At 71.6% G+C, this 23,364-nt stretch carries 26 protein-coding genes; 13 read left to right on the top strand and 13 right to left on the bottom strand.

Annotated features, from left to right (window positions below; translation table 11 throughout):
* Positions 1–56: 56 nt before the first annotated feature.
* Genes FHU30_RS00640 through FHU30_RS00630 form a run of 3 tightly spaced genes read right to left on the bottom strand, consistent with a single transcriptional unit; the run spans position 57 to position 3,264 of the window.
* Positions 57–809 (bottom strand): DUF2705 family protein, encoded by a 753-nt coding sequence (locus FHU30_RS00640; protein ID WP_253870069.1) that lies wholly within the window; start codon positions 807–809, stop codon positions 57–59.
* Entirely contained in the window at positions 806–2,344 is a 1,539-nt protein-coding gene (locus FHU30_RS00635; protein WP_253870066.1) for a DUF1349 domain-containing protein, read from the bottom strand. The genes FHU30_RS00640 and FHU30_RS00635 overlap by 4 nt, the downstream gene beginning before the upstream one ends.
* Entirely contained in the window at positions 2,341–3,264 is a 924-nt protein-coding gene (locus FHU30_RS00630) for an ABC transporter ATP-binding protein (protein WP_253870064.1), read from the bottom strand. Before FHU30_RS00630 ends, FHU30_RS00635 begins: the two co-directional genes overlap by 4 nt.
* A gap of 150 nt (positions 3,265–3,414) precedes the next feature.
* Between FHU30_RS00630 and FHU30_RS00625 the strand changes: the two genes are divergently transcribed.
* Positions 3,415–4,518, top strand: a complete 1,104-nt coding sequence (locus tag FHU30_RS00625; RefSeq protein ID WP_253870061.1) for a sensor histidine kinase — start codon at positions 3,415–3,417, stop codon at positions 4,516–4,518.
* The gene (locus FHU30_RS00620) at positions 4,515–5,198 is read left to right on the top strand and encodes a response regulator (protein ID WP_253870059.1); all 684 of its coding nucleotides are present in this window, start codon (positions 4,515–4,517) and stop codon (positions 5,196–5,198) included. The genes FHU30_RS00625 and FHU30_RS00620 overlap by 4 nt, the downstream gene beginning before the upstream one ends.
* 22 nt (positions 5,199–5,220) lie before the next feature.
* On the opposite strand, the gene FHU30_RS00615 is transcribed toward FHU30_RS00620, so the two are convergent.
* Positions 5,221–6,093, bottom strand: a complete 873-nt coding sequence (locus FHU30_RS00615) for a LysR family transcriptional regulator (protein ID WP_253870056.1) — start codon at positions 6,091–6,093, stop codon at positions 5,221–5,223.
* A gap of 80 nt (positions 6,094–6,173) precedes the next feature.
* On the opposite strand from FHU30_RS00615, the gene FHU30_RS00610 reads away from it, so the two are divergent.
* A complete protein-coding gene (locus FHU30_RS00610) occupies positions 6,174–7,382 on the top strand; it encodes an MFS transporter (protein WP_253870053.1) in 1,209 nt (402 codons plus the stop codon).
* A 22-nt stretch (positions 7,383–7,404) separates the two neighbouring features.
* On the opposite strand, the gene FHU30_RS00605 is transcribed toward FHU30_RS00610, so the two are convergent.
* Positions 7,405–7,608 (bottom strand): SbtR family transcriptional regulator, encoded by a 204-nt coding sequence (locus FHU30_RS00605; protein WP_253870050.1) that lies wholly within the window; start codon positions 7,606–7,608, stop codon positions 7,405–7,407.
* Here FHU30_RS00605 and FHU30_RS00600 point away from each other — a divergent pair.
* Positions 7,607–8,011, top strand: coding sequence for a nuclear transport factor 2 family protein (locus FHU30_RS00600; protein WP_253870048.1), 405 nt, complete (start codon positions 7,607–7,609; stop codon positions 8,009–8,011). The two genes, FHU30_RS00605 and FHU30_RS00600, sit on opposite strands and share 2 nt — an antisense overlap.
* Here the strand turns inward: FHU30_RS00600 and FHU30_RS00595 are convergent.
* Complete coding sequence (locus FHU30_RS00595; RefSeq protein ID WP_253870044.1) at positions 7,983–8,747, bottom strand: MerR family transcriptional regulator; 765 nt, start codon at positions 8,745–8,747, stop codon at positions 7,983–7,985. The genes FHU30_RS00600 and FHU30_RS00595 overlap by 29 nt on opposite strands.
* Positions 8,748–8,808: 61 nt before the next feature.
* Between FHU30_RS00595 and FHU30_RS00590 the strand changes: the two genes are divergently transcribed.
* A complete protein-coding gene (locus tag FHU30_RS00590) occupies positions 8,809–9,792 on the top strand; it encodes an ATP-binding cassette domain-containing protein (RefSeq protein ID WP_253870041.1) in 984 nt (327 codons plus the stop codon).
* On the top strand, positions 9,789–10,568 hold the full coding sequence (locus FHU30_RS00585; RefSeq protein ID WP_253870038.1) for an ABC transporter permease: 780 nt from the start codon (positions 9,789–9,791) through the stop codon (positions 10,566–10,568). Before FHU30_RS00590 ends, FHU30_RS00585 begins: the two co-directional genes overlap by 4 nt.
* A gap of 69 nt (positions 10,569–10,637) precedes the next feature.
* Here the strand turns inward: FHU30_RS00585 and FHU30_RS00580 are convergent, their stop codons facing one another.
* The 7 genes from FHU30_RS00580 to FHU30_RS00550 all read right to left on the bottom strand — a co-directional run bounded on the left by FHU30_RS00580 (position 10,638) and on the right by FHU30_RS00550 (position 16,996).
* Positions 10,638–12,602 (bottom strand): hypothetical protein, encoded by a 1,965-nt coding sequence (locus FHU30_RS00580; RefSeq protein WP_253870035.1) that lies wholly within the window; start codon positions 12,600–12,602, stop codon positions 10,638–10,640.
* A gap of 435 nt (positions 12,603–13,037) precedes the next feature.
* A complete protein-coding gene (locus FHU30_RS00575; protein WP_253870032.1) occupies positions 13,038–13,214 on the bottom strand; it encodes a hypothetical protein in 177 nt (58 codons plus the stop codon).
* Positions 13,215–13,388: 174 nt separating this feature from the next.
* Positions 13,389–14,051 carry a hypothetical protein gene (locus FHU30_RS00570; protein WP_253870030.1) on the bottom strand — a complete coding sequence of 221 codons (663 nt, stop codon included), beginning with the start codon at positions 14,049–14,051 and terminating at the stop codon, positions 13,389–13,391.
* 24 nt (positions 14,052–14,075) lie between these two features.
* Complete coding sequence (locus FHU30_RS00565) at positions 14,076–14,726, bottom strand: TetR/AcrR family transcriptional regulator (protein ID WP_253870028.1); 651 nt, start codon at positions 14,724–14,726, stop codon at positions 14,076–14,078.
* A 156-nt stretch (positions 14,727–14,882) separates the two neighbouring features.
* Entirely contained in the window at positions 14,883–15,494 is a 612-nt protein-coding gene (locus FHU30_RS00560) for a TetR/AcrR family transcriptional regulator (RefSeq protein WP_253870026.1), read from the bottom strand.
* A 9-nt stretch (positions 15,495–15,503) separates the two neighbouring features.
* Positions 15,504–16,220, bottom strand: coding sequence for an aggregation-promoting factor C-terminal-like domain-containing protein (locus FHU30_RS00555; RefSeq protein ID WP_253870024.1), 717 nt, complete (start codon positions 16,218–16,220; stop codon positions 15,504–15,506).
* Between the two features lie 230 nt (positions 16,221–16,450).
* A complete protein-coding gene (locus FHU30_RS00550) occupies positions 16,451–16,996 on the bottom strand; it encodes a MarR family winged helix-turn-helix transcriptional regulator (protein WP_253870022.1) in 546 nt (181 codons plus the stop codon).
* Between the two features lie 104 nt (positions 16,997–17,100).
* Here FHU30_RS00550 and FHU30_RS00545 point away from each other — a divergent pair, with 104 nt between their 5' ends.
* From FHU30_RS00545 to FHU30_RS00515, 7 genes are all read left to right on the top strand, one after another.
* On the top strand, positions 17,101–17,340 hold the full coding sequence (locus FHU30_RS00545) for a hypothetical protein (RefSeq protein WP_253870020.1): 240 nt from the start codon (positions 17,101–17,103) through the stop codon (positions 17,338–17,340).
* Positions 17,331–18,134 (top strand): MlaE family ABC transporter permease, encoded by an 804-nt coding sequence (locus FHU30_RS00540; protein ID WP_253870018.1) that lies wholly within the window; start codon positions 17,331–17,333, stop codon positions 18,132–18,134. Before FHU30_RS00545 ends, FHU30_RS00540 begins: the two co-directional genes overlap by 10 nt.
* Positions 18,135–18,207: 73 nt before the next feature.
* Positions 18,208–19,062 (top strand): ABC transporter permease, encoded by an 855-nt coding sequence (locus FHU30_RS00535; protein ID WP_253870015.1) that lies wholly within the window; start codon positions 18,208–18,210, stop codon positions 19,060–19,062.
* Complete coding sequence (locus FHU30_RS00530; protein ID WP_253870012.1) at positions 19,059–20,150, top strand: MlaD family protein; 1,092 nt, start codon at positions 19,059–19,061, stop codon at positions 20,148–20,150. The genes FHU30_RS00535 and FHU30_RS00530 overlap by 4 nt, the downstream gene beginning before the upstream one ends.
* A complete protein-coding gene (locus FHU30_RS00525; protein ID WP_253870009.1) occupies positions 20,147–21,214 on the top strand; it encodes an MCE family protein in 1,068 nt (355 codons plus the stop codon). The genes FHU30_RS00530 and FHU30_RS00525 overlap by 4 nt, the downstream gene beginning before the upstream one ends.
* Positions 21,215–21,217: 3 nt before the next feature.
* On the top strand, positions 21,218–22,282 hold the full coding sequence (locus FHU30_RS00520) for an MCE family protein (RefSeq protein ID WP_253870007.1): 1,065 nt from the start codon (positions 21,218–21,220) through the stop codon (positions 22,280–22,282).
* The gene (locus tag FHU30_RS00515; protein WP_253870005.1) at positions 22,282–23,361 is read left to right on the top strand and encodes an MCE family protein; all 1,080 of its coding nucleotides are present in this window, start codon (positions 22,282–22,284) and stop codon (positions 23,359–23,361) included. Before FHU30_RS00520 ends, FHU30_RS00515 begins: the two co-directional genes overlap by 1 nt.
* The last annotated feature ends 3 nt before the right edge of the window (positions 23,362–23,364 follow it).

Genomic DNA, 23,364 nt, shown 5'->3' with positions numbered 1-23,364 from the left:
GAGCGTCAGCGTAGTGGTGTGTTGCGCTCCGTGAGGGAAGATCCCGAAATCGGGGCCTACGCGTCGCGCAGGCGGAACAGGGCGAAGCCCAACGCCAGGCAGGCGGTGGCGTACAGGGCCAGGATGCCCAGGCCGTGCCAGGGGGAGAGGGGTAGTGCGGCCAGGTTCTTCGTTGACTGGATGGAGAGGCCGGCCTTCATCGGGGCGTACTTCTCCAGGCGCCGCTTCCAGTGCTCGGACGAGACCAGCCGCGTCGCGATCGGCATCGCGTACAGGATGCTCAGCACCGTGATGACCGCGACGCCCGAGTCCCGCAGCGCCGTCGCCAGGCCGAGGCTGAGCAGCGCGACGAGCGCTAGGTAGAGGACGGTTCCGAGCGCGGCACGCAGGGTCGGGCCGTCCGACAGTGGCAGCGGCGGGAGGCCGTCGGACGACATGACCAGGCGTCCGATCACGAGTGATGCCGCCGTGCCGAGAGCCCCGACGGCGGCCGCCGCGGCGGCCACCACCAGGGTCTTCGCGGCGAAGACGCGGAACCGGTTCGGCATGGCGACCAGCGTCGGGCCGATCGTGCCCGTCCCGTACTCGGCCCCGACTGCGAGGCAGGCGAGGACGACCATGGTCACCTGCCCGTACTGGACGCCGCCCAGCGCGAGTTTCGGCAGGTCCTGCGGGCCGTCCGAGCCGTGGACGCCGGCCATCACCAGCACCCCGACCAGGACGGTCAGCGCGGACGTCGCCGCCAGCAGCCAGGCCGTGCTGCCGACCGTGCGGAGCTTGGTCCACTCCGCGTGCAGCTCGCGCCTCACGCGTCCCTCCGGCGCAGCGCCCACCAGGCCAGCAGCAGCGCGACCGCGAGGTACAGGCCCGGGACGAGCAGGCTCGTCCACGGCGCGAGCGGGTAGCAGCCGTCGTCGGGCATGCAGGGCTCCGGCGCGAACGAGTAGCTCTTCCCGGTCTGCTGGACGGCGAACCCGGCGGCCGGCGTGACGCTCAGCAGCAGGCGGGACGCCCCGAGCGGCAGCGCGGACGCGAGGATCTGCGGGACCAGGACGATGGCCAGCACCACCGCGATCGCCGCCGCGCTGTGCCGGAAGATCGCCCCGAACGCGAGCGCGAGGACGGCGACCAGCGCGACCAGCAGGGCCGAGCCGACGATCGCGCGCAGCACCGCCGGATCGGTCAGGCTCCACTTCGGGAACCCCGGCGGCTTGAACCCGGACGCGCGCATCCGCGACTGGGCCAGCGGGAACGCGATGACCAGCCCGACCGCCGACAGGACGAACACCGTCGCGCCGAGCACGAGCGACTTCGCCGCGAGCATCCCGCCGCGGCGCGGCGCGGTCGTGAACGTCGTCCGGACGAGCCCGTGCCGGAACTCGGACGTCATGTACAGCGCGCCGACGGCGACCATGACCAGCAGCCCGACCAGCACGCCCTGCATGCTGCGCTGCACCAGGTCCATGCCGCGAGGCAGCGGGCCGATCTCGCCCGAGCCGGTCACGGTGATCGTCCCGTCCGTGATGGACGAGCCGTCCTGCACCTGCGACGGCGGGCCCTCGCCGGGCGGAAGGACGGGCCCTTCGCCCACCTTCGTCTTCGTCCAAGCGCCGGACCCCGCGCCGACGCCCGCCCCGGAACCCGCGCCGACGCCTGCCCCGGATCCCGCGCCGACCGTTACGTGGTCGAAGACGCCGACCGCGTGCGCGGGGACGTCGCTGATGCTGGTCGAGCCGAACCGGCGCTCCATCTCGGTATGCAGCGGGGACGCCGCGTACACCCCGACCTGGGCCGTCTCCGGCATGCTGCGCGCCTTCACGCTGCCCGCCTTCGTCCAGTTCGTCCCGTCGTCGGAGATATACGCGGTGAACGTCGAGCCGGACCGCGTCAGCCGCAGCCACGACCCCGACCGGACGCTCTTGTCGTGCAGGAAGTCGTGCTGCAACCGGGTGCCGTGCCCGTGCGTCGCGAGCAGCGCGACAAAGGACGCGCCGGGCTTCGTGCTGCCCTTCACCATGATCCCGGCCTTCGCCCACGGCTCGGCCTCGGTCGGCTTCACGCCGTCGACCTTGCTGGTCAGCGACGCCAGGTGCGCGGTGACCGACCCGTCCCCACGCATCTCCTGGTGGACGAACTGGAAGGCGTCCCGGACGCGCTTCCCCTCGGGTCCCATCGGCGGCTGGTCGTCCGGGCCGCCGATGTGGCTGACCTGGCCGCCGGACGCGCCGAGCATCGACACCAGCACGGTCACGACCACGGCCGCCAGCAGCGTCAGCGTCCAGCGGCGGACCGACCGCAGCTTCGTCCACTCGGCTCTGACCTGGCGGAACATCACTGCGCTCATGCCACGCCTCCCGCCTGCGCGTGGAACTCGGTCGCGTCGCGCGTCAGCTCCATGTACGCCTCCTCCAGCGTCGCGCGGTGCGCGCTGATCTCGGAGAACGGGACGCGTCCCGCGCTCAGCGCGGCCACGGTCGACTGGGCGTCCAGGCCGGACACGGTCAGCGCGTCCGCGCCGACCGACGCGACGGTGCCGCCCGCGCGGCTGAGCACGGCCATCGCGTCGGCGGGCGCGCTGGTCCGCAGCGCGACCCGGCCGCCGGACGCCGCCTCCAGCAGCTCCGGGACGCTCGTGTCCGCGATGATCCGGCCGCGGCCGATCACGACGAGGCGGTCCGCGGTGCCCTCCAGCTCGCCCATCAGGTGGCTGGACACCAGGACGGCCCGGCCCTCGGCGGCCAGCGACTTCAGCAGCCCGCGGATCCAGACGATGCCCTCCGGGTCGAGGCCGTTGACCGGTTCGTCCAGCATCAGCACTTCCGGATCACCGAGCAGCGCCGCCGCGATCCCGAGGCGCTGGCGCATGCCGAGCGAGTACCCGCCGACGCGGCGCTTCGCGGCGCTTTCGGACAGGCCGACGATCGCCAGCACCTCGTCCAGGCGGCGCGCCGGAAGCCCGGCGGAGTGCGCGATCCAGCGCAGGTGATCGCGTCCGCGCCGACCGGGGTGCGCCGACGACGCGTCCAGCATCGCGCCGACCGCGCGCAGCGGATCGCGCAGCGACCGGTACGAGCGGCCCCCGACGAGCGCCCGTCCGCCGTCCGCCGCGTCCAGGCCGAGGACGATCCGCATCGTCGTGGACTTGCCCGCGCCGTTCGGGCCGACGAACCCGGTCACCATCCCGGCCCGGACGGTGAACGACACGCCGTCCAGCGCGTTCACCGGGCCATAGCGTTTGCGCAGGCCCTCGACTTCTATCTCCATGCCCAGGACGCTAGGCGCGGCCCCATAGACGGCGCGTCCCCCACGTGAGGGGTCTTGGCAGTCACCACCCCGAGCCCTCCGTCCCCCACGTGAGGGACGCGCCGGGGTCCCTCACGCGAGTGATGGCGGGATGCCGGAAACCTCGGGAAGATGGCCGACGTGCGGGAACGTGTCGTGATCGGGGTGGTGCTGGCGGTCTGTGCCGTCGCGGAGCAGACCGTCCGGGACGCGAACGTGCTGCTCCCGTACGGGCTTTTGCTGTGCCTGTTCACGACGCTGCCGCTGCTGCTCCCGCACGTCTGGCTCGCGGCGGGAGCGGTCACGGCCGCCTGCGCGACCTCGCTCGCGGCCCTCGGCGGGTTCACCTTCGCGGGATGCGCGGCGCTGCTCGTCGTCCTCTACCTGGTCGGACGGGACGGGGCGTACACGCTCGCCGCCGCGTTCATCGTGCCGTTCGCCATCGCCGCCCTGCTGCCGCAGCCCGGCGCGATCGCGCGCGCGGCGGCTGTCCTCGCGCCCGTCGCGGCCGGGGCCGGGATCGTCCGGTGGGCGCGCACGCAGGCCGAACGGCAGAGCGCCGCCGAGCAGACGATCGGCGCGACGCTGCTGGAGAACACCGCCAAGAGCGAGCGCGCCCGGATCGCGCGCGAGCTGCACGACGTCGTCGCGCACCACATCTCGATGATCGCCGTGCAGGCCGAGACCGCCCGGCTCGCCACCCCCGGGATGCCCGCGGACGGCGCGAAACGCCTGCTCAGCATTGGTGACACCGCGCGCACCGCGCTCACCGAGATGCGCCGCCTGCTCGGCGTCCTGCGCGAGGACGCGGGCGGGACGCAGCAGGCCCGCCAGCCCCAGCCCGGCCTCGCCCAGCTCGTCGACCTCGTGGCCGAGACGCGGGCCACGACCGGCTCGGCCGTCCGCCTCATCGTCAGCGGGCCGGTCGCCGAACTCGATCCGGGCGTCGAACTCACCGCGTACCGGATCGTCCAGGAGGCCCTCACGAACGCCCGCCGCCACGCGCCCGGAACGGCCGTGGACATCGAGCTGCACTACGAGGCGAACGGTCTCCGGCTGCGCGTCCGCGACCTCGGGCCGGGGCCGCGCGACGACATCCGGCCCGACGCGCACGGCCTGCTCGGCATGCGCGAACGCGCCGCGACCGTGGGCGGCGACCTGCACATCGGCCCCGCTCCCGGCGGCGGCTTCCTCATCGAGGCGACCCTGCCCGCCCGGTCGGGAAGCCCGGCATGAGCGTCACGATCGTCGTCGCGGACGACCACGAGATCGTCCGGTCCGGGTACGCGGCGCTGCTCGGCACGCAGCCGGACTTCACCGTCGTCGGGACGGCCGCGGACGGCTCCGAGGCCGTCCGGCTGTGCGCGGAGCTGGATCCGGACGTCGTCCTGATGGACGTCCGCATGCCCGGAATGGACGGCATCGAGGCGACCGAGCGCCTCCGCGCCGCCGAGCGCACCCCGCGCGTCCTCATCCTCACCACGTTCGAGCTGGACGAGTACGTGTACGACGCGCTCGCGGCCGGCGCCAGCGGGTTCCTGCTCAAGGACGTCACGGCCGAAAGGCTCTTCGAGGCCGTCCGGATCGTCGCCGCCGGGGACGCGCTGCTCGCGCCCGGCGTCACCCGCCGCCTCATCGAGGAGTTCGCACGAAGCCGGAGCCAGAGCCAGAGCCGGAACCGCGCCAGAACGACGCCGTCCGCGCTCGGCGCACTCACCCCGCGCGAGACCGAGGTGCTGCGCGCGATGGCCGAGGGCCTGTCCAACCCTGAGATCGCCGCGCTGCTCGTGGTCAGCGAGGAGACCGTGAAGACGCACGTCAGCCGCATCCTCGGCAAGCTCGGCCTGCGCGACCGCACCCAGGCCGTGATCGCCGCCTACGAATCCGGCCTGATCGTCCCGGGCGGCGGAACGTAGTCCCCGCCGCAGGCTGAGATCCCTACACCGGCGCGTCGAGGAACTTGAGGAAGGCGGCGGCGGGCGGGCTCGGGCGGTGGCGGGACCAGATCAGGCGTTCCACGCGGCCCGGGGCGTCCCGGACGCAGAGGGTGCGGACGCCCTGCAGCCGGTGCGCGTAGTTCGCCGGGAGCATCCCGACCGCGAGCCCCTGCCGGATGATCTCGACGATGAACTCGGTCGTGGTGACCTCGAAGGCGACGTCGCGCTGGACGTCCGCCGCCGCGAACGCCTGGTCGGACTGCGAGCGGCCGATCGTCCCGGCGGCGAAGTCGACGAACGTCTCGTCCGCCAGGCACGCCAGGTCCGTCTCCTCCTTGTCGGCGAGGCGGTGGCCGGGCGGGACGACCGCGACGAGGTTGCCGCGCAGCAGCTCCCGGTCGCTCACGCCCTTCGGGACGGCGCCGGGCAGCAGGCCGAGGAAGCCGAGGTCGAGCGAGCCGTCCCGGACCTGGTCGATCAGCTCCTCGCTGATGCCCGCCCGCAGCGTGATCCTGACCTGTGGGTACTGTTCGCGGTACTGCTTGAGCAGCGCCGGGAGGTCCACGGCGGTGACGGTGGTGATCGCGCCGATCGCGAGCCGCCCGCGGATCTCGCCGGACGCCGCCGCGACCTCGGCGCGGGCGCGCTCCGCCGCGTCCAGGGCCTGCCGCGCGGCCGGGAGGAACGCCTCCCCGGCGGGCGTCAGCTGGACGTGCCGGCTCGTCCGCTCGAACAGCCGCGCGCCGAGCTCCCGCTCCAGCCGCGCGACCTGGTGTGACAGCGCCGACTGGACGACCCGGCAGCGCTGCGCCGCCCGGGTGAAGCCGCCCTCCTCGGCGACCGCGACGACGTAGCGCATCTGCTGCAGATCCATCCGATCAATCTACATCCGCGATCAATCGGATGAAAAGAATGCGTTGGACTCATCGATGGGTCCGGACGCATCCTTCTGGCATGGCGATCATGACTCAGCGACCCGTCCGGCAGGCGGCGGCGGAGGGCTCCGGGCTCCGGCGCGGGCTGCTGCCCCTGATGGCGGTGGCGACCGGCCTCACGGTCGCGTCCAACTACCTCCCGCAACCCCTGCTCCACCTCATCGGCGGCTCCCTCGGACTCGGCACCGGGATGGCCGGGCTGATCGTCACCGCCGCCCAGGTCGGCTACGGCATCGGCCTGTTCCTCCTCGTCCCGCTCGGTGACCTGGTCGAACGCCGCCGGCTCTCGGTCTCCCTCTACGTCCTCACCGCCGGGTTCCTGCTGATCTCCGCGCTCGCCCCGAACGGCGCCGTGCTCCTCGCCGGGACGGCCCTGACCGCGCTGACCTCGGTCGCCGCCCAGGTCGTCGTGCCGTTCGCCGCGTCCCTCGCCGCCCCCGCCGAGCGCGGACGCGTCGTCGGCACCGTGATGATGGGCCTGCTCCTCGGCGTCCTGCTCGCCCGCACCGTCTCCGGCGCGCTCGCCGAACTCGGCGGCTGGCGGACGGTCTACTGGGTGCAGGCCGGGCTGATGCTGCTGATGGCCGTCCTGCTCCGCCGCGCCCTGCCGACCCTGCACACCCCGGCCGGGATGCGCTACCCGAAGCTGCTCGGCTCGATCGCGACGCTGATCCGCGAGGAGCCCGTCCTGCGCTGGCGGATGGTGCTCGGCGCGCTGTCCTTCGCGGCCTTCTCCGCCCTCTGGACGTCCCTGACCTTCCTGCTCTCCGGCGGCCCCTACAACTGGAGCGAGGGCGCGATCGGCCTGATGGGGCTGTTCGGCGCGCTCGGCTCGGTCGTCGCGAACGTCGCCGGACGCCTCGCCGACCGCGGCCACGTCCACCGCGTGACCGGCGCCGCCGCCGTCATCTACCTCGTCGCCTGGCTGCCCCTCGCGCTCGGCGGGCACTCCCTGGCCTGGCTGATCGTCGGCATCATCGTCCTCGACCTCGCCCAGCAGGCCCTGCTGATCAGCAACCAGCACGTCGTCTACGCGCTCCAGCCCGAGGCCCGCAACCGCATCAACTCGGCCTTCATGACCGGCAACTTCGTCGGCGGCGCGCTCGGCTCGGCCCTCGCGTCCCTCGCCTGGACGCACGGAGGCTGGCCGTCCGTCGCGATCCTCGGCGCGGCCCTCTCCGCCGGGATGCTCGTCTCCTGGTCCCTAGAACGCCTCACGACCCGATGAGCCGATGTCCGGGCCCGGCGTCCTACGGGGACAGACCCCGGAAGACCGTGACCAGCGTGCGGCGCTGCAGATCCGGAGACCACCCGGGATGCAGCGCCGCTTGGCTTGTCGAGGCCAAAAGGACGAGCACCTCATCCACGCGGACGTCGCTCCGCACTGCCCCGGCTTCCTGCGCGCGCACGAGGAGCCGCTCCACTTTCCCCTCCAGCATCCGCACCGAGTCCATGCCCGGTCCACGAGAGCTGTTCGAGCAGATGCGCGACTGCTGGCTGAGGGGCGACGGTCTGACCGGCGACCTCCTCGCCGAGGACGCCGTCATCGAGAACCCGTTCGCGCCGCCCGGCCGTCCGGCCCGCATCGAAGGCCGCGACACCTACATCGCCTACGCCGAACCCCGCCGCGCCGACTTCCCGGTCCGCTTCGACGACGTTCGCGTCACCGCCCTGCACGAGACCGCCGACCCCGGGACGATCGTGGTCGAGTACGTCATGAGCGGCACCGTCACCACCACGGGCCACAAGTCGGAGGCCGCCTTCATCGGCGTCCTGCGGGCGCGCGACGGCAAGATCGTCCTGTGGCGCGAGTACCAGAACGTTCCGGCTATCGCGGCTGCTCTGGCCGCGCCCTGACGTCGGTTGCGCGGGACTTGCAGAGCTCGATCAGGCGTTCCCAGGCTGGGACCGGGCGGCCGGTCTGCGCGGCCATCAGGGTCACGGCTACCAGGGCGTCCAGGGCGAGGATGGGTTCGGCGCCCTCGTCCGGTGACTGGAGGCCGCCGAAGGCGTTGACCTCGTCGGCGAGCGCTTCGAGGCGCGGGTCGTCGCGGTCCCAGGCGGCGGCCTCGTCGGCGGTCAGGTACATCCGCTGGAACGCCGGGTTCTCGAAGAGCTTCCGCTTCTGCTCGGCCCAGCCCGGCACCTGGTCGGGGTGCTGGGCGGCGAGCAGGATCCAGCTGTCGCGCTCGGTCCGCATCGCCTCCGCGCTGAGGCCGATCTCCGCCAGCCGCTCCAGCAGGACGACCACCTCGTCCGGGACGAACAGCCGGTCGCCGGACGACAGCTCGGCGATCGCGCGCCGCCGCCGGCGCAGCTCGGCCATCTGGTCCTTGAGGTCGGCGTCGATGGCCGCGACGGACGCCGCGAACTCCGCCGGCGACGCGCCCATCAGCTCCTCGATCCGCGCCAGCGGGACGCCCGCGTCCGAGAGCGTCCGGATGCGCACCAGCTGGACGACCATGTCCGCCCCGTAACGCCGGTAGCCCGACGCGTCGCGCTCGGGCTCGGGCAGGAGGCCCCGCTGGTGGTAGTGGCGGATCGCCCGGACCGTCACGCCCAGGTACTCCGCGACCTGCCCGATCGTCAGCACTCGAAGTCCTCCGGAAGAAGCGCTTGACCTTGACCCTGCGTCAGGGCCCGACGATCGTGCCATGGACGACGCACCACGCTACCGCCAGGCCATCGAAACCGCTCTGACCAGTACGAATCGCCCTGCCGCGATCGAGGTGACGGGACTTCGCAAGTCCTACGGCGACCACACCGTCCTGGATGGCATCGACCTGACCGTCCAGGCGGGGACGGTGTTCGCGCTGCTCGGCCCGAACGGCGCGGGGAAGACGACGACGGTCCGGATCCTGTCCACGCTCATCGCGGCGGACGGCGGCGAGGCGCGCGTCGCCGGCCGCGACCTGGCCCGCGACCCGGACGGCGTGCGCGCCGGGATCGGCGTCACCGGCCAGTACTCCGCCGTGGACGCCCTGCTCACCGGCCGCGAGAACCTGATCCTGATGGCCGACCTGCACCACCTCGGCCGCCGCGAGGGCCGCCGCCGCGCCGACGCCCTGCTCGAACGCCTCGACCTCCAGGACGCCGCGAACAAGCCGCTGTCCACCTACTCCGGCGGCATGAAGCGGCGCCTCGACCTCGCGATGACCCTGATCGCGAACCCGCGCCTGATCTTCCTGGACGAGCCGACCACCGGACTGGACCCGCGCAGCCGCCGCGACCTCTGGGAGATCATCCGGGGCCTCGTCGCCGACGGTGTCACGATCTTCCTCACCACGCAGTACCTGGAGGAGGCCGACCGGCTCGCCGACCGGATCGCGGTCCTGAACGGCGGCCGCCTGGTCGCCGAGGGCACCGCCGCCGAGCTCAAGCGGCTCGTCCCCGGCGGGCACGTCCTGCTGCGCTTCGCCGACCCGCGCAGCCTGGACGACGCCGCCCGCGTGCTGCCCGTGACGTCCCGCGACGACGACGCCCTCACCCTCCAGATCCCGAGCGACGGGGGAGTGGCGTCCCTGTCCATCCTGCTGGACCGCATCAACGCCGCGTCCCTCGACGTCCGCGAACTCTCCATCCACATGCCCGACCTGGACGACGTCTTCCTCGCCCTCACCGAACGGAACGCCCGATGAACGCGCTCACCGACACCGCCACCATGCTGCGCCGGAACGTGCGGCACACCCTCCGCTACCCGTCCATGACGATCGGCTCCGTCTTCGGCCCGGTCATCATGCTCCTGCTGTTCGTCGGCGTCCTCGGCAGGACCCTCGGCTCCGGGATCGCCGCCGCGAGCGGCCACCACGGCGGCTACATCGACTACATCGCGCCCGGGATCATCGTCATGGCCGTCGCGTCCGGCAGCATGGCCACCGCCGTCGCCGTCTGCGTCGACATGACCGAGGGGATCGTCGACCGCTTCCGCACGATGCCCATCGCCCGCGGCTCGATCCTCGCCGCGCACGTCATCAACAGCATGTTCACGACCGTCGCCAGCACCGCGTCGGTCATCGCCGTCGCCGTCGTCCTCGGTTACCGTCCGACCACCGACCCGGTCTCGTGGCTCGCCGCGGTCGCGCTCCTGCTCGTCCTCACCTTCGCCCTGACCTGGCTCGCCGTGGCGATCGGCCTCGTCTCCGGCACCCCGGAGGCGGCCAGCAACGGCCCGATGCTGATCGTCTTCCTGCCCTTCGTCGGCAGCGCCTTCGCCCCCGCCGCGTCCATGCCCGCCGGTATTCGCCAGTTCGCCGAGTACCAGCCGTTCACCCCGGTCATCGAGTCCGTCCGCGGCCTCCTGACCGGCACGCCGGCCGGCCACAACCCGGTCATCGCGCTGGCCTGGTCCGCCGCCATCGCCGCCGCCGGCTACGCCTGGGCCCGCACCGTCTACACCCGCCCCCGTGCAAGCTGACCAAAGCGCCCGGATGCGTTCGCCGCGGGACGGTTCCCGCGGCGAACGCATCCGGGCCTTGGGCGTCGCCTAGTCGCGACCGGGTTGGGGGTTTCCTCCTCCGGGCTGCGGGCCGGATCCGATGCCGCCGGCGGTACCGCCGCCTTCGTCAGGAGCAGAGCCGGGCCCCGGATCGGGCGCCGGGCCTCCGCCTCCCGGGCTACCGCCGCCGCCGTCGCCGGGGGTGCCGGTGCCGTCGCCGCTGCTGGGCGGTGGGCTGCTGGCAGGCGGGCTGTTGTCCGGCGGTGGGCTCGTGTCGTGGTGGGTGTCGGGACGGGAGCTGTCCCCGAGCCGTCCCGAGTCGTTCCCGGACGGCGAGGACGGCCCGGCCGCGCTGCCGACGCCAGTGTTGCGGTCGTTGCCGCTACCGGCCGGTGTGCCGAAACCGGTATTGCCATCGGACGGCTTCGGCGCAGGTCGCGCAGTGTCCGGCGAGGACGTGTCCGGAGCCGAAGGCCCGGTCTTCGCCGGAGTCCGGGCGCCTGCGGGGACGACCACGATCGGCGGCAGGCCCGGGATCGGCCCGGGAGGCAGCGGGCCGGGCGCCTTCTTCGGCGGTGGCGCCGGATGCGGGACCTGACTGCGGAGCCAGTCCTGGAGAAGCATGCCCAATGCCGGCGGCAGCGTCCGCAACACCTGCCCGAGGATGTGCCCGTAGATCCAGCCGTAGGCCTTGAGCTGCTGGAGCATCTGCTCCAGCGCCTGCAACCGCGGGTCGACGGCCGGGGCGGCGGGAACAGGGGCGTTGGGCGGCAGCGGACCGGCCTTGGGCAGCTCCGCGCCGGTGTCGAACGGCGCCGGCACCAGCGGAGCCGGACCGGGCGCCGCAGGGACGAGCTCCGGATCGGACGGCGCGGGAGCCGGGGTCACTCCAGGCGGGATCACTTCCGGCGTCTCGGGCACGATCGGCCGGTCGGGGCCCGGAGCGGGCCGGTCGTGCTGAGGCTTGTCCGGGTTGTCCTTGTTGGGATCGTCCGGCTTGGGACGCGGCTGCGCCGGGACGTGCGGCGGCGTGCTCGGGTACGGGTTGGACGGATCACCGGGAGCCGGAGCCGACGGGCCGCCCGGCGGAGGCGGCGGCTTCGGCGCGTTCGGCGGCGCGGGGAACGTCGGCGCCTTCGGCGACGACTTGTCCGGCGCGGCGGGCGCGTTCGGCCCGGTCGGCTCGAAGGACGGCCCGACAGGCCGCGTAACGGGCACCTTCGGCAGGTCCGGCACCGTAACCGGCACCCCCGGCGTCCCCGGCTGCGCCCCCGGCCCGCCCGGCGTCGGCCGCTGGTGCCCCGGCCGAGGCGCCGGCGCCGGAATCGGCAACCCAGGTGCTTTCGGGTGTCCAGGCCGCTTCGGCCGTCCAGGCTGCCCAGGAGCGATCGGGTGTCCGGGGTGCTTCGGACGTCCGGGTTGTCCGGGCAGGCCGGGCAGGCCGTGGTGTCCGGGGAAGCCGTGGTGTCCGGGCAGGCCAGGGGCCCCGGAGTGTCCGGGGGCGAAAGCGTTGCTCGGTCCGTTGCCCGGTCCGTCGCCCTTGTCCTTGCGGCGGTGGCGCTTGCCTTTGTGTCGGTGGCCCTGGTTGCCCTTGCCGCCGCTGTGGCCCTTGCGCTTGTTCTTGGGCGGGCTGTTCGGGCTCGGAAGCTCCTTGATGCGGTCGAGCCTGCGCTGCTCGTCGGCCCGGGTCTTCACCTCGTTGAGCCGCACCTCGGCCATCCAGAGGTCGAACCTTGCGTTCTGGTACTGCCACCAAGCCTTCAGGCCGGTGGTGTTCCGGGTATAGGGGCTCCCGAGGTTCCGCTTTGCGCGCTCCAGGTCGGCCAGAGCCTGGCGGTGCTCGCGCTCGGCATCGCGTTCGTCCCAGTAGACGGTCACTTCATCCAGCTCCCGGGGGATCTCGCCCCGGGGCTTCTTGCCGTTGAGGATGTCCTCCAGGCGCTGGCGGAAGTAGCTCAGGGTGTAATGGTCCGTCTTTGGCCCCGTCGGGGGCGACGGCTCCTTCGGCGGCATCGTGGTCGTCGCGATGATCCACTCATCCTTGATCCGCTGCCACAGGCTCCGCGAGTCGCCCTCACCTGGCTGAGGTGACCGCGCCGGCTGCCCGCGGGGCGGAACCGCAGGCGGACGCGGCGTACCCGGATCCTCGCCCCCCGGGCCCGAGGGCGGCGGGCCTGACGGTGGCGGGCCTGACGGTGGCGGGCCTGACGGTGGCGCGGGCGCGGCGGACGCGTGGCGCGCCACGGGGCCGGCGGCCATGCCGGCGAGCAGGGAGAGCGTTGTGACGATGACGATCAGCATGCGGCGCGTGCGCGCCGGTACGAGACCACCCATGCCATCGACCACAGCCGTCCGGCGGGGTGTCCGGCAAGGGGACGGGGGCGTCCGGAAGTGTTCGGAGGTGTTCGGGCGGCGCTGACCGGCGTTCCGGCCGGCGCCGCCCCGGGGTCAGTGGCCTGAGCCTTGGATGCCGTCCGTGGACGCGCCGCCGCCGGTCAGCGTGAGGTCGATGGTGTGCGGTGCGGTCGGCGCGGGGTCCGCGTTGGCGGGCGCGGCGGCCATGAGGATGCCGATGACCAGTGGGGCCGCCAGCGCCAGGCCGGCGGCGGCGCGCTTTGCCTTCATGCGTCGTCCTCCTAGAACGGGGTGTCCGGACGAAGCCGCCGTGCCGTCCGGCGCGAACGGCTTCACACAACAGGAAAACCGAACAAAGCCGGACGCGCTATCCGCTGGGGGTGACCTGTTCGGTGAATTTCCGACCCGGACGTCTCGGTTCCAGTTGCGGACGGGGGTGCTGGGTCAGGGCCAGTTCGTGCTGACGCTGATGCCGACATCGTCCACCTTGGAACTCAGGCTCATGGCCGTGAAGCCGGAGTGGGCGCGTTCCTCGGGCTCGGCTTCCAGGTGGCGGGACCACGCGCCGAGGGCCTCGCGCCCGAGCCGCTCGGCCTGGCCGGGCGCACCGGCGCTGAAATCGCCCGACAGCTGCGGTCTCCCGCTGTACAGCGCGCCGTGGACGAGCCATTCGAGCGGCGGGAGGTCTTCGCGCAGGAGCGTGCCGAGCAGCCGCGCCGCCCTGAGCTGGCCCTGCCGGATCGCGGCCGCGTCCGGAGCGTCAGATACCCCGCGCCCGGCCGGACGGCGCAACGGCAGCAGGCCGCGGAGCCTCGCCTTCCGCGGGCCGGGTGCGTAGCCGTAGCAGTGCACGTCCAGGCCGTCCAGCGGGGCCCTGATCTCCAGCATGATCTTGGACTGGTACTTCGAGCGCACCGGCTTGGTCTCCAAGCAGGTCGCCCACGGGTTGAGGACGGCCCGGAGAGCGCCCTCGTCCGCGCAGTCCAGCACGTGTCCCGTCAGCTTGGCGGCTTCGGGCAGGCGCCAGAAGATCGTCGGCAGCTCGGATTCGAGCAGCCGCAGAAGCAGCCGGACGGACCTCATCTGGTGAACGATCCCGTCCGCCATGGCCAGTCCTTTCGCCGGCGACCGCTAGGTGGCGGACGGGGCGAACATCGGGCGGATGCCGGACACGATCTGGCGGATCATCGGGCGCTGCTCGGCGGGCGTCCGGCCGCGCAGGTCGAGCACCGGGTCGAGGCCGTCGTAGTACGGGGACAGCGCCAGGAACGGCAGCGTCATCAGCAGGAACGTGGCGAGGACGTCCAGGTCGGCGTCCGGGCGGATGTCGCCGCGCTCCTTCCACAGCTTCAGCACCGGGTGGATGACCTGCAGGTAGTGCTGGTTCGCGGTCTCGCGGATCACCGAGCGGACGCCGTTGTCGAGCTCGAAGTTGGTCGCCGCGGTGACGCCGCGCTCCAGCGGGTGGTCGGCGTAGTACTCGGTCCACTCGCACAGCACGTCGAAGAGCCAGCCGTCGAAGGGCTGGTCGAAGTCGAGCCGGGCGATGCGGCGCTCCATCTCCTCGCGGACGCGCCGGGACGTCTCGTCGCACACGAACGCGAAGAACTCCAGCTTGTCGCGGAAGTACTGGAACAGCGAGCCCTTCGCGATGCCCGCCTCGCGGGCGATCGTGTTCAGGCTGCCGGTCGAGTACCCGTGCTCGCCGAACTCGCGCATCGCCGCTTCGAGGACCCGTTCGCGCTTGGCGACGTTCAGGCGGTACCAGGTGGAAGTCGGCATCGGCCGTCGGCTCTCCGGTGATCACTGGGGGTGTCAGCTCACGGTGACGGGACGGTCAGCGTAACCTCCGTGACACCTCCGCGATACCGGATCACCGATCTTCGCCGCAGACCGCGAAAACCCCGTGCGCAAAGGCGTTCCTGCCGCCTCCGCGAGTCAGCCTGCGAGCCGGATCAGGATGCGCAGGACCTCTTCGATGATCTCGGACGCGTCGGACGGCGAGTCCGCCAGCGCGATCTCGCGCCCCGCCTCGCCGATCACCGTCGTCAGGACCATGCTCAGCACGGACGTCGCCCGGTCGCCGCCGTCCTCGCGGCGCAGCAGCAGCCGCGTGTTGCGCTCGATCCAGCGCTGCGCCCGGCCGCGCCGCATCAGCGAGAACCCGGACGGTCCCTCACCGGCGTGGAACAGCCGCGCCGCCTCGCGCCGCTCCCAGCACGTCTCCAGGTAGGCGCGGGCGCCCGCGACGAACTGCGCGATCGGGTCGTCCTCGCCGGACGCGCGCGCCGCCGACACCGCCTCGGCGGCACGGGACTCCTGCTCGCCGGTCAGCTCCTCCCACAGCGCCAGGTACAGGCCCGCCTTGCCGCCGTAGTGGTGGTAGAGGCTCCCGACGCTGACGCCGGAGCGTTCGACGATCTCGGCGATGCCCGCGTCCGCGTAGCCGCGGTCGGCGAACACGTCCTGCGCGGCGTCCAGCAGCGCGCGCCGGGTGGCGTCCGCCCGCGCCCATTGCCGGGACGCCGAGGCCCCACCGTTCCGCATCATCGGAGTTTCTCAGTACCAGTGGTGCGCCGACCACCACGACCACGCGCCGCAGGGATCGTGATACCGCGCCTTGATGTAGGACAGACCCCACGCGATCTGCGTCGGCGAGCTGGTCTTCCAGTCGGGGCCCGCGTCGGCGAGCTTGTCCGGCGGGAGCGCCTGCGGGATGCCGTACGCGCCGCTGGACGGGTTGGTCGCGTGCTGGTCCCAGCTCGACTCGTGGTCCCAGAGCGTTTCGAGCGAGTCCCAGCAGTCGCCCCAGCCCTTCAGCGCGTTCATCTTCTTGCCCCACGCCTTGTTCTGGGACGCGTTCGGGTTGGACTTGGCGAGCCGCTCGCGCTCCTGCTGCATCTTCAGCTGCTGGCGCGCCTTCGCGTCGCGCTTCGCCTTCTCCTTCAGGAGCTTCAGCTGGCGCTGCTGCTCCTCGTAGGCGTTCTTCTTCGCCTGCGCGATGACCCCGGCCGCGACCGGGTCCATGCTGGACGACGAGAGCCGCGCGAGCATGTCGTTGGTGGAGAACGCGCCGCCGTCCGCGGCCTTCGGCGGCTCGCCCGGACCCATCCACTTCGGGATCACGAACACCATCGCGACCAGCATCCCGACGATGCCGACCACCGTGATCGTCACGTTGTGCGTGAGGAACCGCCAGGTCTTGCGGACCCGGCCCGGCGGACGCTCCCACGGGTTGTGGTCCGCGAGGTCGGGGTAGTCCGGCGTGTACTCCACCCTCGGCGCCGGCACGCGCCCGGAAGCGCGTCCGGACGAGCGACGGCCGCCGCGCCGCGGGGGACGTGGCGGGGTCGACGGGGGTCTCGTTCGGGTCCGTGCCATCCCCATACCTTGCCGCAAGGTCAGAGTGCGATGTCCTTCAATCCCCTGGTACGACGCCCTGTGTCGCCGGGTTCACTCACCGGAGGCGTCCGTCCCGATGCCGCGAAAGCCCAGGGGAAGCGCGGTCAGAGCTCCAGGTCGCCCGCCGCGAGGCGCATCGGCTGGAGCGACTCGAACAGCGGGCGGTACAGGCCGGCGAGGTCGCCGAACGGGCCGTCCGGCGATTCGAGCGCGAGGTTGAGGCGGCCCGCCAGCTCCCGCCCGGCCGGGGTGATGAGGACGAGCGTCGCGCGGCGGTCGTTCGGGTGCGGGGCGCGGGCGGCCAGGCCGTCCGCCTCCAGCTGGTCGACGGTCAGCTTCACCGACGTCGGGTGCAGCATCAGGAACCGGCTGAGGGTGCTGAGCCGGGCGCGTCCCTCGGACGTCAGCGCCAGCGTGGTCAGCAGGAAGAACCCGGTGCGGCTGAGGCCGCAGCGCTCCAGCTCGCCGTCCAGGGCCTTCTTGATGAGCTGGTAGAGCCGGCCGACCGAGCAGATGGCCATGTACGGCCAGGGCTGGCCGGGGAGTCCCTGGCCGTCCCAGCGGTCGTGGATTCCGGTCACGAGCGGGTCGGCCGCGGTCACGAACGGGTCGGCCGGATGACCGGCGGCGCCGTCGAGATCTGGATGCACGCGCAGATCCTAGCCCCGGACGAAGCGTGATGTAAGTACTCGCTTCTTAGACCTTCTTCCAATAGAGTGCTCCAGATCACAGGCGGTGCCGGTGTGTCCATGTGATGCTGGCTGCCACCCGTGTGCTGTACGACGAGTACCGCGAGCAAGCGCACGACCCGAACGACCTGCTGCACGACCGGAACGACCAACTGCACGACCCGAACGATCGACCGCACGACCTGAACGACCAGTCGCACGACCGGAACGACACTGCGCTCCAGCGGACGGCCGCCACCGTCCGAACACCCCAGGAGGCACGCATGCTCCGTCGCCCCGAACCCCCGGGGGCGAGATGGCCCTGAGCCTCACCGCCGTGCCGGACCTCGCCCGCCGCCGCGCCGCCCGGGCGCTGGACGAGACCGGCCTGATGTGCGTCACGTTCCTCGAAGGCATCCGCCGCACCTGGGACGTGCGGCAGTGGTGGGGCGAGTTCATCGAGCAGTGCTGGTTCCTCGCCCGCGTCACGTCCGTCCCCGTCATGCTCATCGCCATCCCGCTCGGCGCGACGATCTCGCTCCAGGTGGGGGACATCGCCCGGCAGCTCGGCGCCGCGTCGGCGACCGGGGCGCTGCTGATCGCCGCGATGGTCCAGCAGGTCGCGCCGCTCGCCGCGGCGCTGCTGGTGTCCGGTGTCGGCGGCTCGGCCATCACCTCCGACATGGGCGCGCGCAACATCCGCGACGAGCTCGCGGCCATGGAGGTCATGGGCATCAACCCGATCCACCGCCTGGTCACCCCCAGGCTGTGGGCGGCCAGCACGGTCTCGCTCCTGCTCGCCTCGGTGGTGATCCTCGCCGGGACGCTGGGCGGCTACTACTTCAACGTCATCCAGCAGGGGGTCAGCCCCGGCGCGTTCTTCGACGGCGCGACCACGCTGCTCCAGTTCCCGGACCTGATGATCACGCTGTTCAAGGCGTGGGTGTTCGGCTTCATCGCCGCCGCGGTCGCCTGCTACATGGGCATGAACTGCGACTACGGCCCGGTCGGCGTCGGCCGGGCGGTGAACCGGGCGGTCGTGGTCACCTCGATCGTGGTGTTCGCGTCCAACTACGTCCTTACGACGATCTACCAGGTCCTCTTCCCGCCAAGGTTCTGAAACCCCCGCTCCCGAGCCCCCCCGAACCGCCCCCGAGGTCCCGAGGTTCTGCATGATCCCCCCGAGGTTCTGAATGGTCGCCATCTCACCGGTCCGGCGGATCGGCCGCGCGGTGCGCGGCCGGACGGCGGGCATGGCCGTTTCGTTCAACCTGCCGATCTTCCTCGGCCGGGTGCTGTACGGGCTGCTGTTCGACATCATCCTGCGGCGCAAGTACGGCCGGACGCTGGCCAAGCAGGTCAGCGACATCACGGTCGGCGTCGGCGCGCTGGTGATCGGCGGCGGCATGATCTTCGTGATCGCCACCATGTCGCTGGCCACCGGCGCGATCGTCGGCCAGCAGGGCTACCCGGGCCTGGAACGCATCGGCGCGGAGGCGTTCACGGGCCTGGTCGCGTCCTACTCCAACGTCCGCGAGGTCACCCCGATCATCGCCGGGGTCGCGCTGGTCGCGCAGGTCGGGACGAGCTTCACCGCCGAGATCGGCGCGATGCGGATCTCCGAGGAGATCGACGCGCTGGAGGTCATGGGCATCAACTCGCTGGTCTACCTCGTGTGCACGCGCGTGGCGGCCGGCGTCATCGCCCTCGTCCCGCTCTACCTGGTGTCGCTGTTCATGGCGTTCTGGGCGACGCGGTTCATCTCCGTCTCCGTCTACGGGCTGTCGCCCGGCATCTACGACTACTACTTCCATCTGTACCTGCCGCCGATCGACGTGCTGTACAGCGTGATCAAGGTGGCGATCTTCGCGTTCATCGTGATGTTCGTGCATTGCTACCGCGGCTACTACGCGGCCGGAGGGCCGGTGGGCGTGGGCGTCGCGGCCGGGCGCGCGATCCGGGAGTCGACGATCCTGATGATCCTGATGAACCTGGTGCTCAGCTACATCTTCTGGGGCCACGGCGGCACGGTGAGGCTGACCGGATGAGCGAAGAGACCCTCTCCGGCCGGACCCGGACGCTGTTCGGCGTCGCGGGGGCCGGCGCGCTCGCCGCCGCGGTCGCCGCGCTGGTGCTCGGCGCGACGCCGTCCAACGGCGGCTCGACGTACTACACGGCCGAGTTCCACCGCGCGGGCCAGGGCCTGGACCCCGGCAAGTCGGACGTGAAGATCCGCGGGATCACGGTCGGGACCGTCCAGAAGGTGAAGCTCGACAAGGACGGCCGGGTGACCGTCCGGGTGCGCGTCGACAAGGGCGTGAAGCTCGCGCAGACGACGACCGCGCGGATCGAGCCGGTGTCGGTGTTCGGGCCGAAGGACCTGATCCTGGACCTCGGCGCGAAGGAGACCACCGGCCCGTACCTGAAGAACAACAGCGACCTCGGGCAGGGCAAGGACCCGGTCGAGCTGTCCGAGACGGCGTGGCCGACCTACAAGCTCACCAAGGCCATCAACCCGGACGAGCTGGCGACCATCCTGCACACCTTCTCCGCCGGCCTGGACGGCCAGGGCCCCGCGCTCCGCCGCGCGCTGTCGAACGGCGCGAAGGTCATCGACGCGACCGACCAGGACAGGGCGCAGCTCAAGAGCATCATGGACAACGTCGCCGGGCTCGCCCCGACGCTCGCCTCGCGCGGCGGGACGGTGAACCAGATCGTCGGCGACGTCAACAACGTCTCGCCCGTCATCTACGGCAAGCCGGACAAGGTCAACCAGATCCTGGACGGCACGAGCGAGCTCACCGACCGCGTCGGGACCTCGCTGCGCGACCACGGCGGCAACATCGGCAACCTCATCGACGGCGCGGGCGACGCCGCGCACGTCGTCCACGGGCAGCAGAAGAACCTCCCGGTCCTGCTGGACGACCTGAACGGCTTCTTCACCCTGCTCGTGAAGGTCATCAAGGTCCCCGGCCCGAACGGGACGATGATCGCCAACGTGGTCGGACCGCTCCCGCTCGACCTCTGCAAGCTGTTCGTGGACGTGTGCCCGGCGGCGCCGAAGACCACGATGTTCGACCAGAAGGCCAACGTGAACCAGCCGAACGACGGGCTCACCAGGGTGATGCGACCGTGAGCCCACGCCGCAAGGCCGCGCGCGGCCCCGACTACGTCACCACCGCCAAGTTCCTGGCGTTCGTGGTGGTGACCGGGATGCTGACGTTCTTCATCGGCCAGCAGATCCTCGGCACCAGCTTCAACGACCGGTACAAGCTGACCGCGCAGTTCGACGACGTCACCGGGCTGCTGACCGGCGACCAGGTGAAGATCGCCGGTACCCCGGTCGGCCAGGTGAGGAGCATCAAGGTCAAGCAGGGCCGGGCCGTGGTCGGGATGGCCGTCGACAAGGACGTCAAGCTCCCCGACGACTCGACCGCCGCGATCCGCTGGCGCAACGTCCTCGGGCAGCGGGTGGTGTACCTGGAGCCGGGGCAGAGCCGCGGCATGCTGCACGGCGGCGACCGCGTCCCGCATACCCGCTCGGTCGTGGACCTCGGCGAGATCGTCAACGCGCTCCAACCGCTGACCAACAACCTGGACCCGAACCAGCTGAACCGGATCCTGTTCGCGCTCTCCCAGGCCCTGGACGGCAACGAGGCGTCCATCAACACGATGATCACCAACCTGGACGGGCTGCTGCAGACGTTCGGCTCGCGCAAGCAGACGATCCAGCAGATGATCAAGGACTACTCGGCGGTGACCGACGCGGTCGCCGTCCGGGACCGGCAGATCGCGACCAGCGTCGACAACCTGCGCGACCTCGCCAAGGTCTTCGCCGACAACCGGCAGGTGCTCGACAACGCCGTGGTCCAGGTGTCCGGGGTGACCACCAACCTCAACGCGGTGCTCGGCGGCAACGACGCGCAGCTCGCCCGGATCATCGACAACCTCGGCAAGTTCAGCGACACGTTCCGGATCAACGTCGACCAGCTCGAAAAGATGGTGCAGAACCTGCCGATCCCGCTCCGGCAGCTGTTCGCCGCCACCAACGGCGGCCACTTCCTGCGCACCGACGTGATGTGCCTGAACCTCGTCGAGGGACCCTGCCCGTTCCCGATGCGGCTGCCGAACGAGCCGAACAACGGGCCGTCCCAGCAGGACCTCGCCAAGCTCAAGTCGATCCTCAACGGGGGGCGGTGACCGATGCCGCTGTTCCCCTCGCTGCGCGACGTCAACCAGAAGCTCGTCGCCGTCGGCACGCTCGCCGTAGTCGGCGCGGGCTGCGTGTTCGCGTTCGCCGTCGGCCAGCTGCACCTGTTCGACCAGGGCTACACGATGAGCGGCGTGTTCGCCGACACCGCCGGGATCAAGGCCGGGCAGGACGTCCGGGTCGCGGGCGTCAAGGCAGGGCGCGTGACGGGCGTCCGGCCGAGCTTCAAGACCGGCACCGTCATCATCACCTGGCATGTCAACAAGGGCATCGACCTCGGCCCCGACACGCGCGCCGCGATCGAGACGACGACCCTGCTCGGCGGGCGCTACCTGCGGCTCAGCGGCCCGGTCGCGCACCCCTACATGGCGAGTGTGCCCGAGTCGCGCCGCCGCATCCCGCTGGAGCGCACCCAGGTCCCCTTCACCGTCCCGGACGCGCTGCAAGGCGCCCAGAACATCATCGGCAAGCTGGACGAGAAGTCGATCGACAAGCTGCTCGCCGAGATGTCGAAGATCCACTCGCCGAACGCGGCGAAGCTGAACGAGATGCTCCGCAACGTCCAGTCGCTCTCGCGGGCGCTGAACGACTCCTATCCCGAGGTCGAGAAGCTGATCGAGGGCTCCAAGACGATCACCTCGACGCTCGCCGCGAAGGAGGGGCAGCTCAAGGAGATCATCGACAACAGCCGGATCCTGCTGCGCGTCCTCGTCGAGCGCCGCGACCAGCTCGCCGCGACGATCGGGCAGGGCAGCCGGACCGTCCGGACGCTGTCCAACACGATCTCCCGCAACCAGAAGCAGCTCGACACGCTCCTGGACAACCTGCACCTGCTGACCACCCGGCTCGCGCCCAACATGGACGTCCTGAACACCGACTTCTCGCTGCTCGGCCCCACCTTCGAGGGCGTCGCTGGCGTGCAGGGCAACGGCAAGTGGATCGAGGGCGTGCTGTCCGGCCTCGGCCCGCTCCAGCCGGACGGCCCGATCTCCACCCGCATCAACCCGCCCGGCGGCAAACCCGCCGACCGGACCGGCGCGCAAGGGGGCGGCAACTGATGACCCGCAGCAGACGCGCGCTCGTCGGGGGCGCGCGGGTGAGCAGGAAGGCCCTGGTCGCCGCCTGCGTCGCGCTCGCGGCCGTCCTCGGCGGCTGCTCGCTGTCCCCGGTCGGGGGCGGCGGCGACCGCGAGATGACCGTCTACCTGCCGAAGGCCCGCTCCTTCTACAAGCAGTCCAAGGTCAAGGTCATGGGCGCGGACGTCGGGTCGGTCGACTCCGTCCAGTCCGAGGGCGACCGGATCAGGGTCCGCTTCCACATCGCCCGGGACGTCCCGCTGCCGCAGGGCGTGCAGGCGTCGATCGTCCCGCTGAACCTGGTCGGCGAGCGCAACCTCGTCCTGCATCCCGCGTGGAAGCCGGGCGAGCCGAAGGAGACCTCGAACGTCATCCCGATCGAGCGGACGAGCGTCCCCGTCGAGGTGGACGACGCGCTGAACTCCTTCACCAACCTCGCCAAGGCGCTCGACCCGACCAAGGTCCAGCCCGCGCTCGACCAGGCCGCGAACTCCTTCAACGGCAACGGCCGGACGTTCAACGCGACGCTGGAGGAGAGCGCCCGGCTCGTCCAGAACGTCGCCGGGCAGGACAAGAACCTGATCGCCGTCGCGGCCAACCTGCACCGGCTCGCCGGGGTCGTCCGGGGCCGGGAGCAGGTGCTCGGCGAGATGATCCAGGACTTCAGCACCGCCAGCCGCGTCTTGGCCGGCGAGCGCGGCGAGATCCAGGACCTGGTGGACGGCCTGGTCGACCTGTCCCGCAACGGCAAGAAGCTGCTGGACAAGTACCAGGGGCAGCTGCCGGGCGACCTGGCCGTCCTCACCCGCGTCGCGCTGATCCTCAAGGGCAACGCGTCCCGGCTGGCGCAGCTGGTCCGGGCGCTGCCCGCGCTGAGCGGCGCGTTGATCAACGGCTACAACCCCAAGAACAAGTCGCTGCAGATCCGGGTCGCCACCGACGCGTTCCTGCGGACCTGGCTGAAGTCGATCCTGCGCGACGACAACGTCGGGTGCCCGCTGCCGAAACCGAACTCCAACTGCCCGTGGCCGGGCTCGGGCAACCTCACCGGAGGCCACTGATGC

It is taken from the genome of Actinomadura rupiterrae (assembly GCF_024172125.1).
Classification (GTDB): domain Bacteria; phylum Actinomycetota; class Actinomycetes; order Streptosporangiales; family Streptosporangiaceae; genus Spirillospora; species Spirillospora rupiterrae.
The sequence above is the reverse complement of the archived record's forward strand: the minus strand, read 5'-3'. Positions and strand labels throughout refer to the sequence as shown.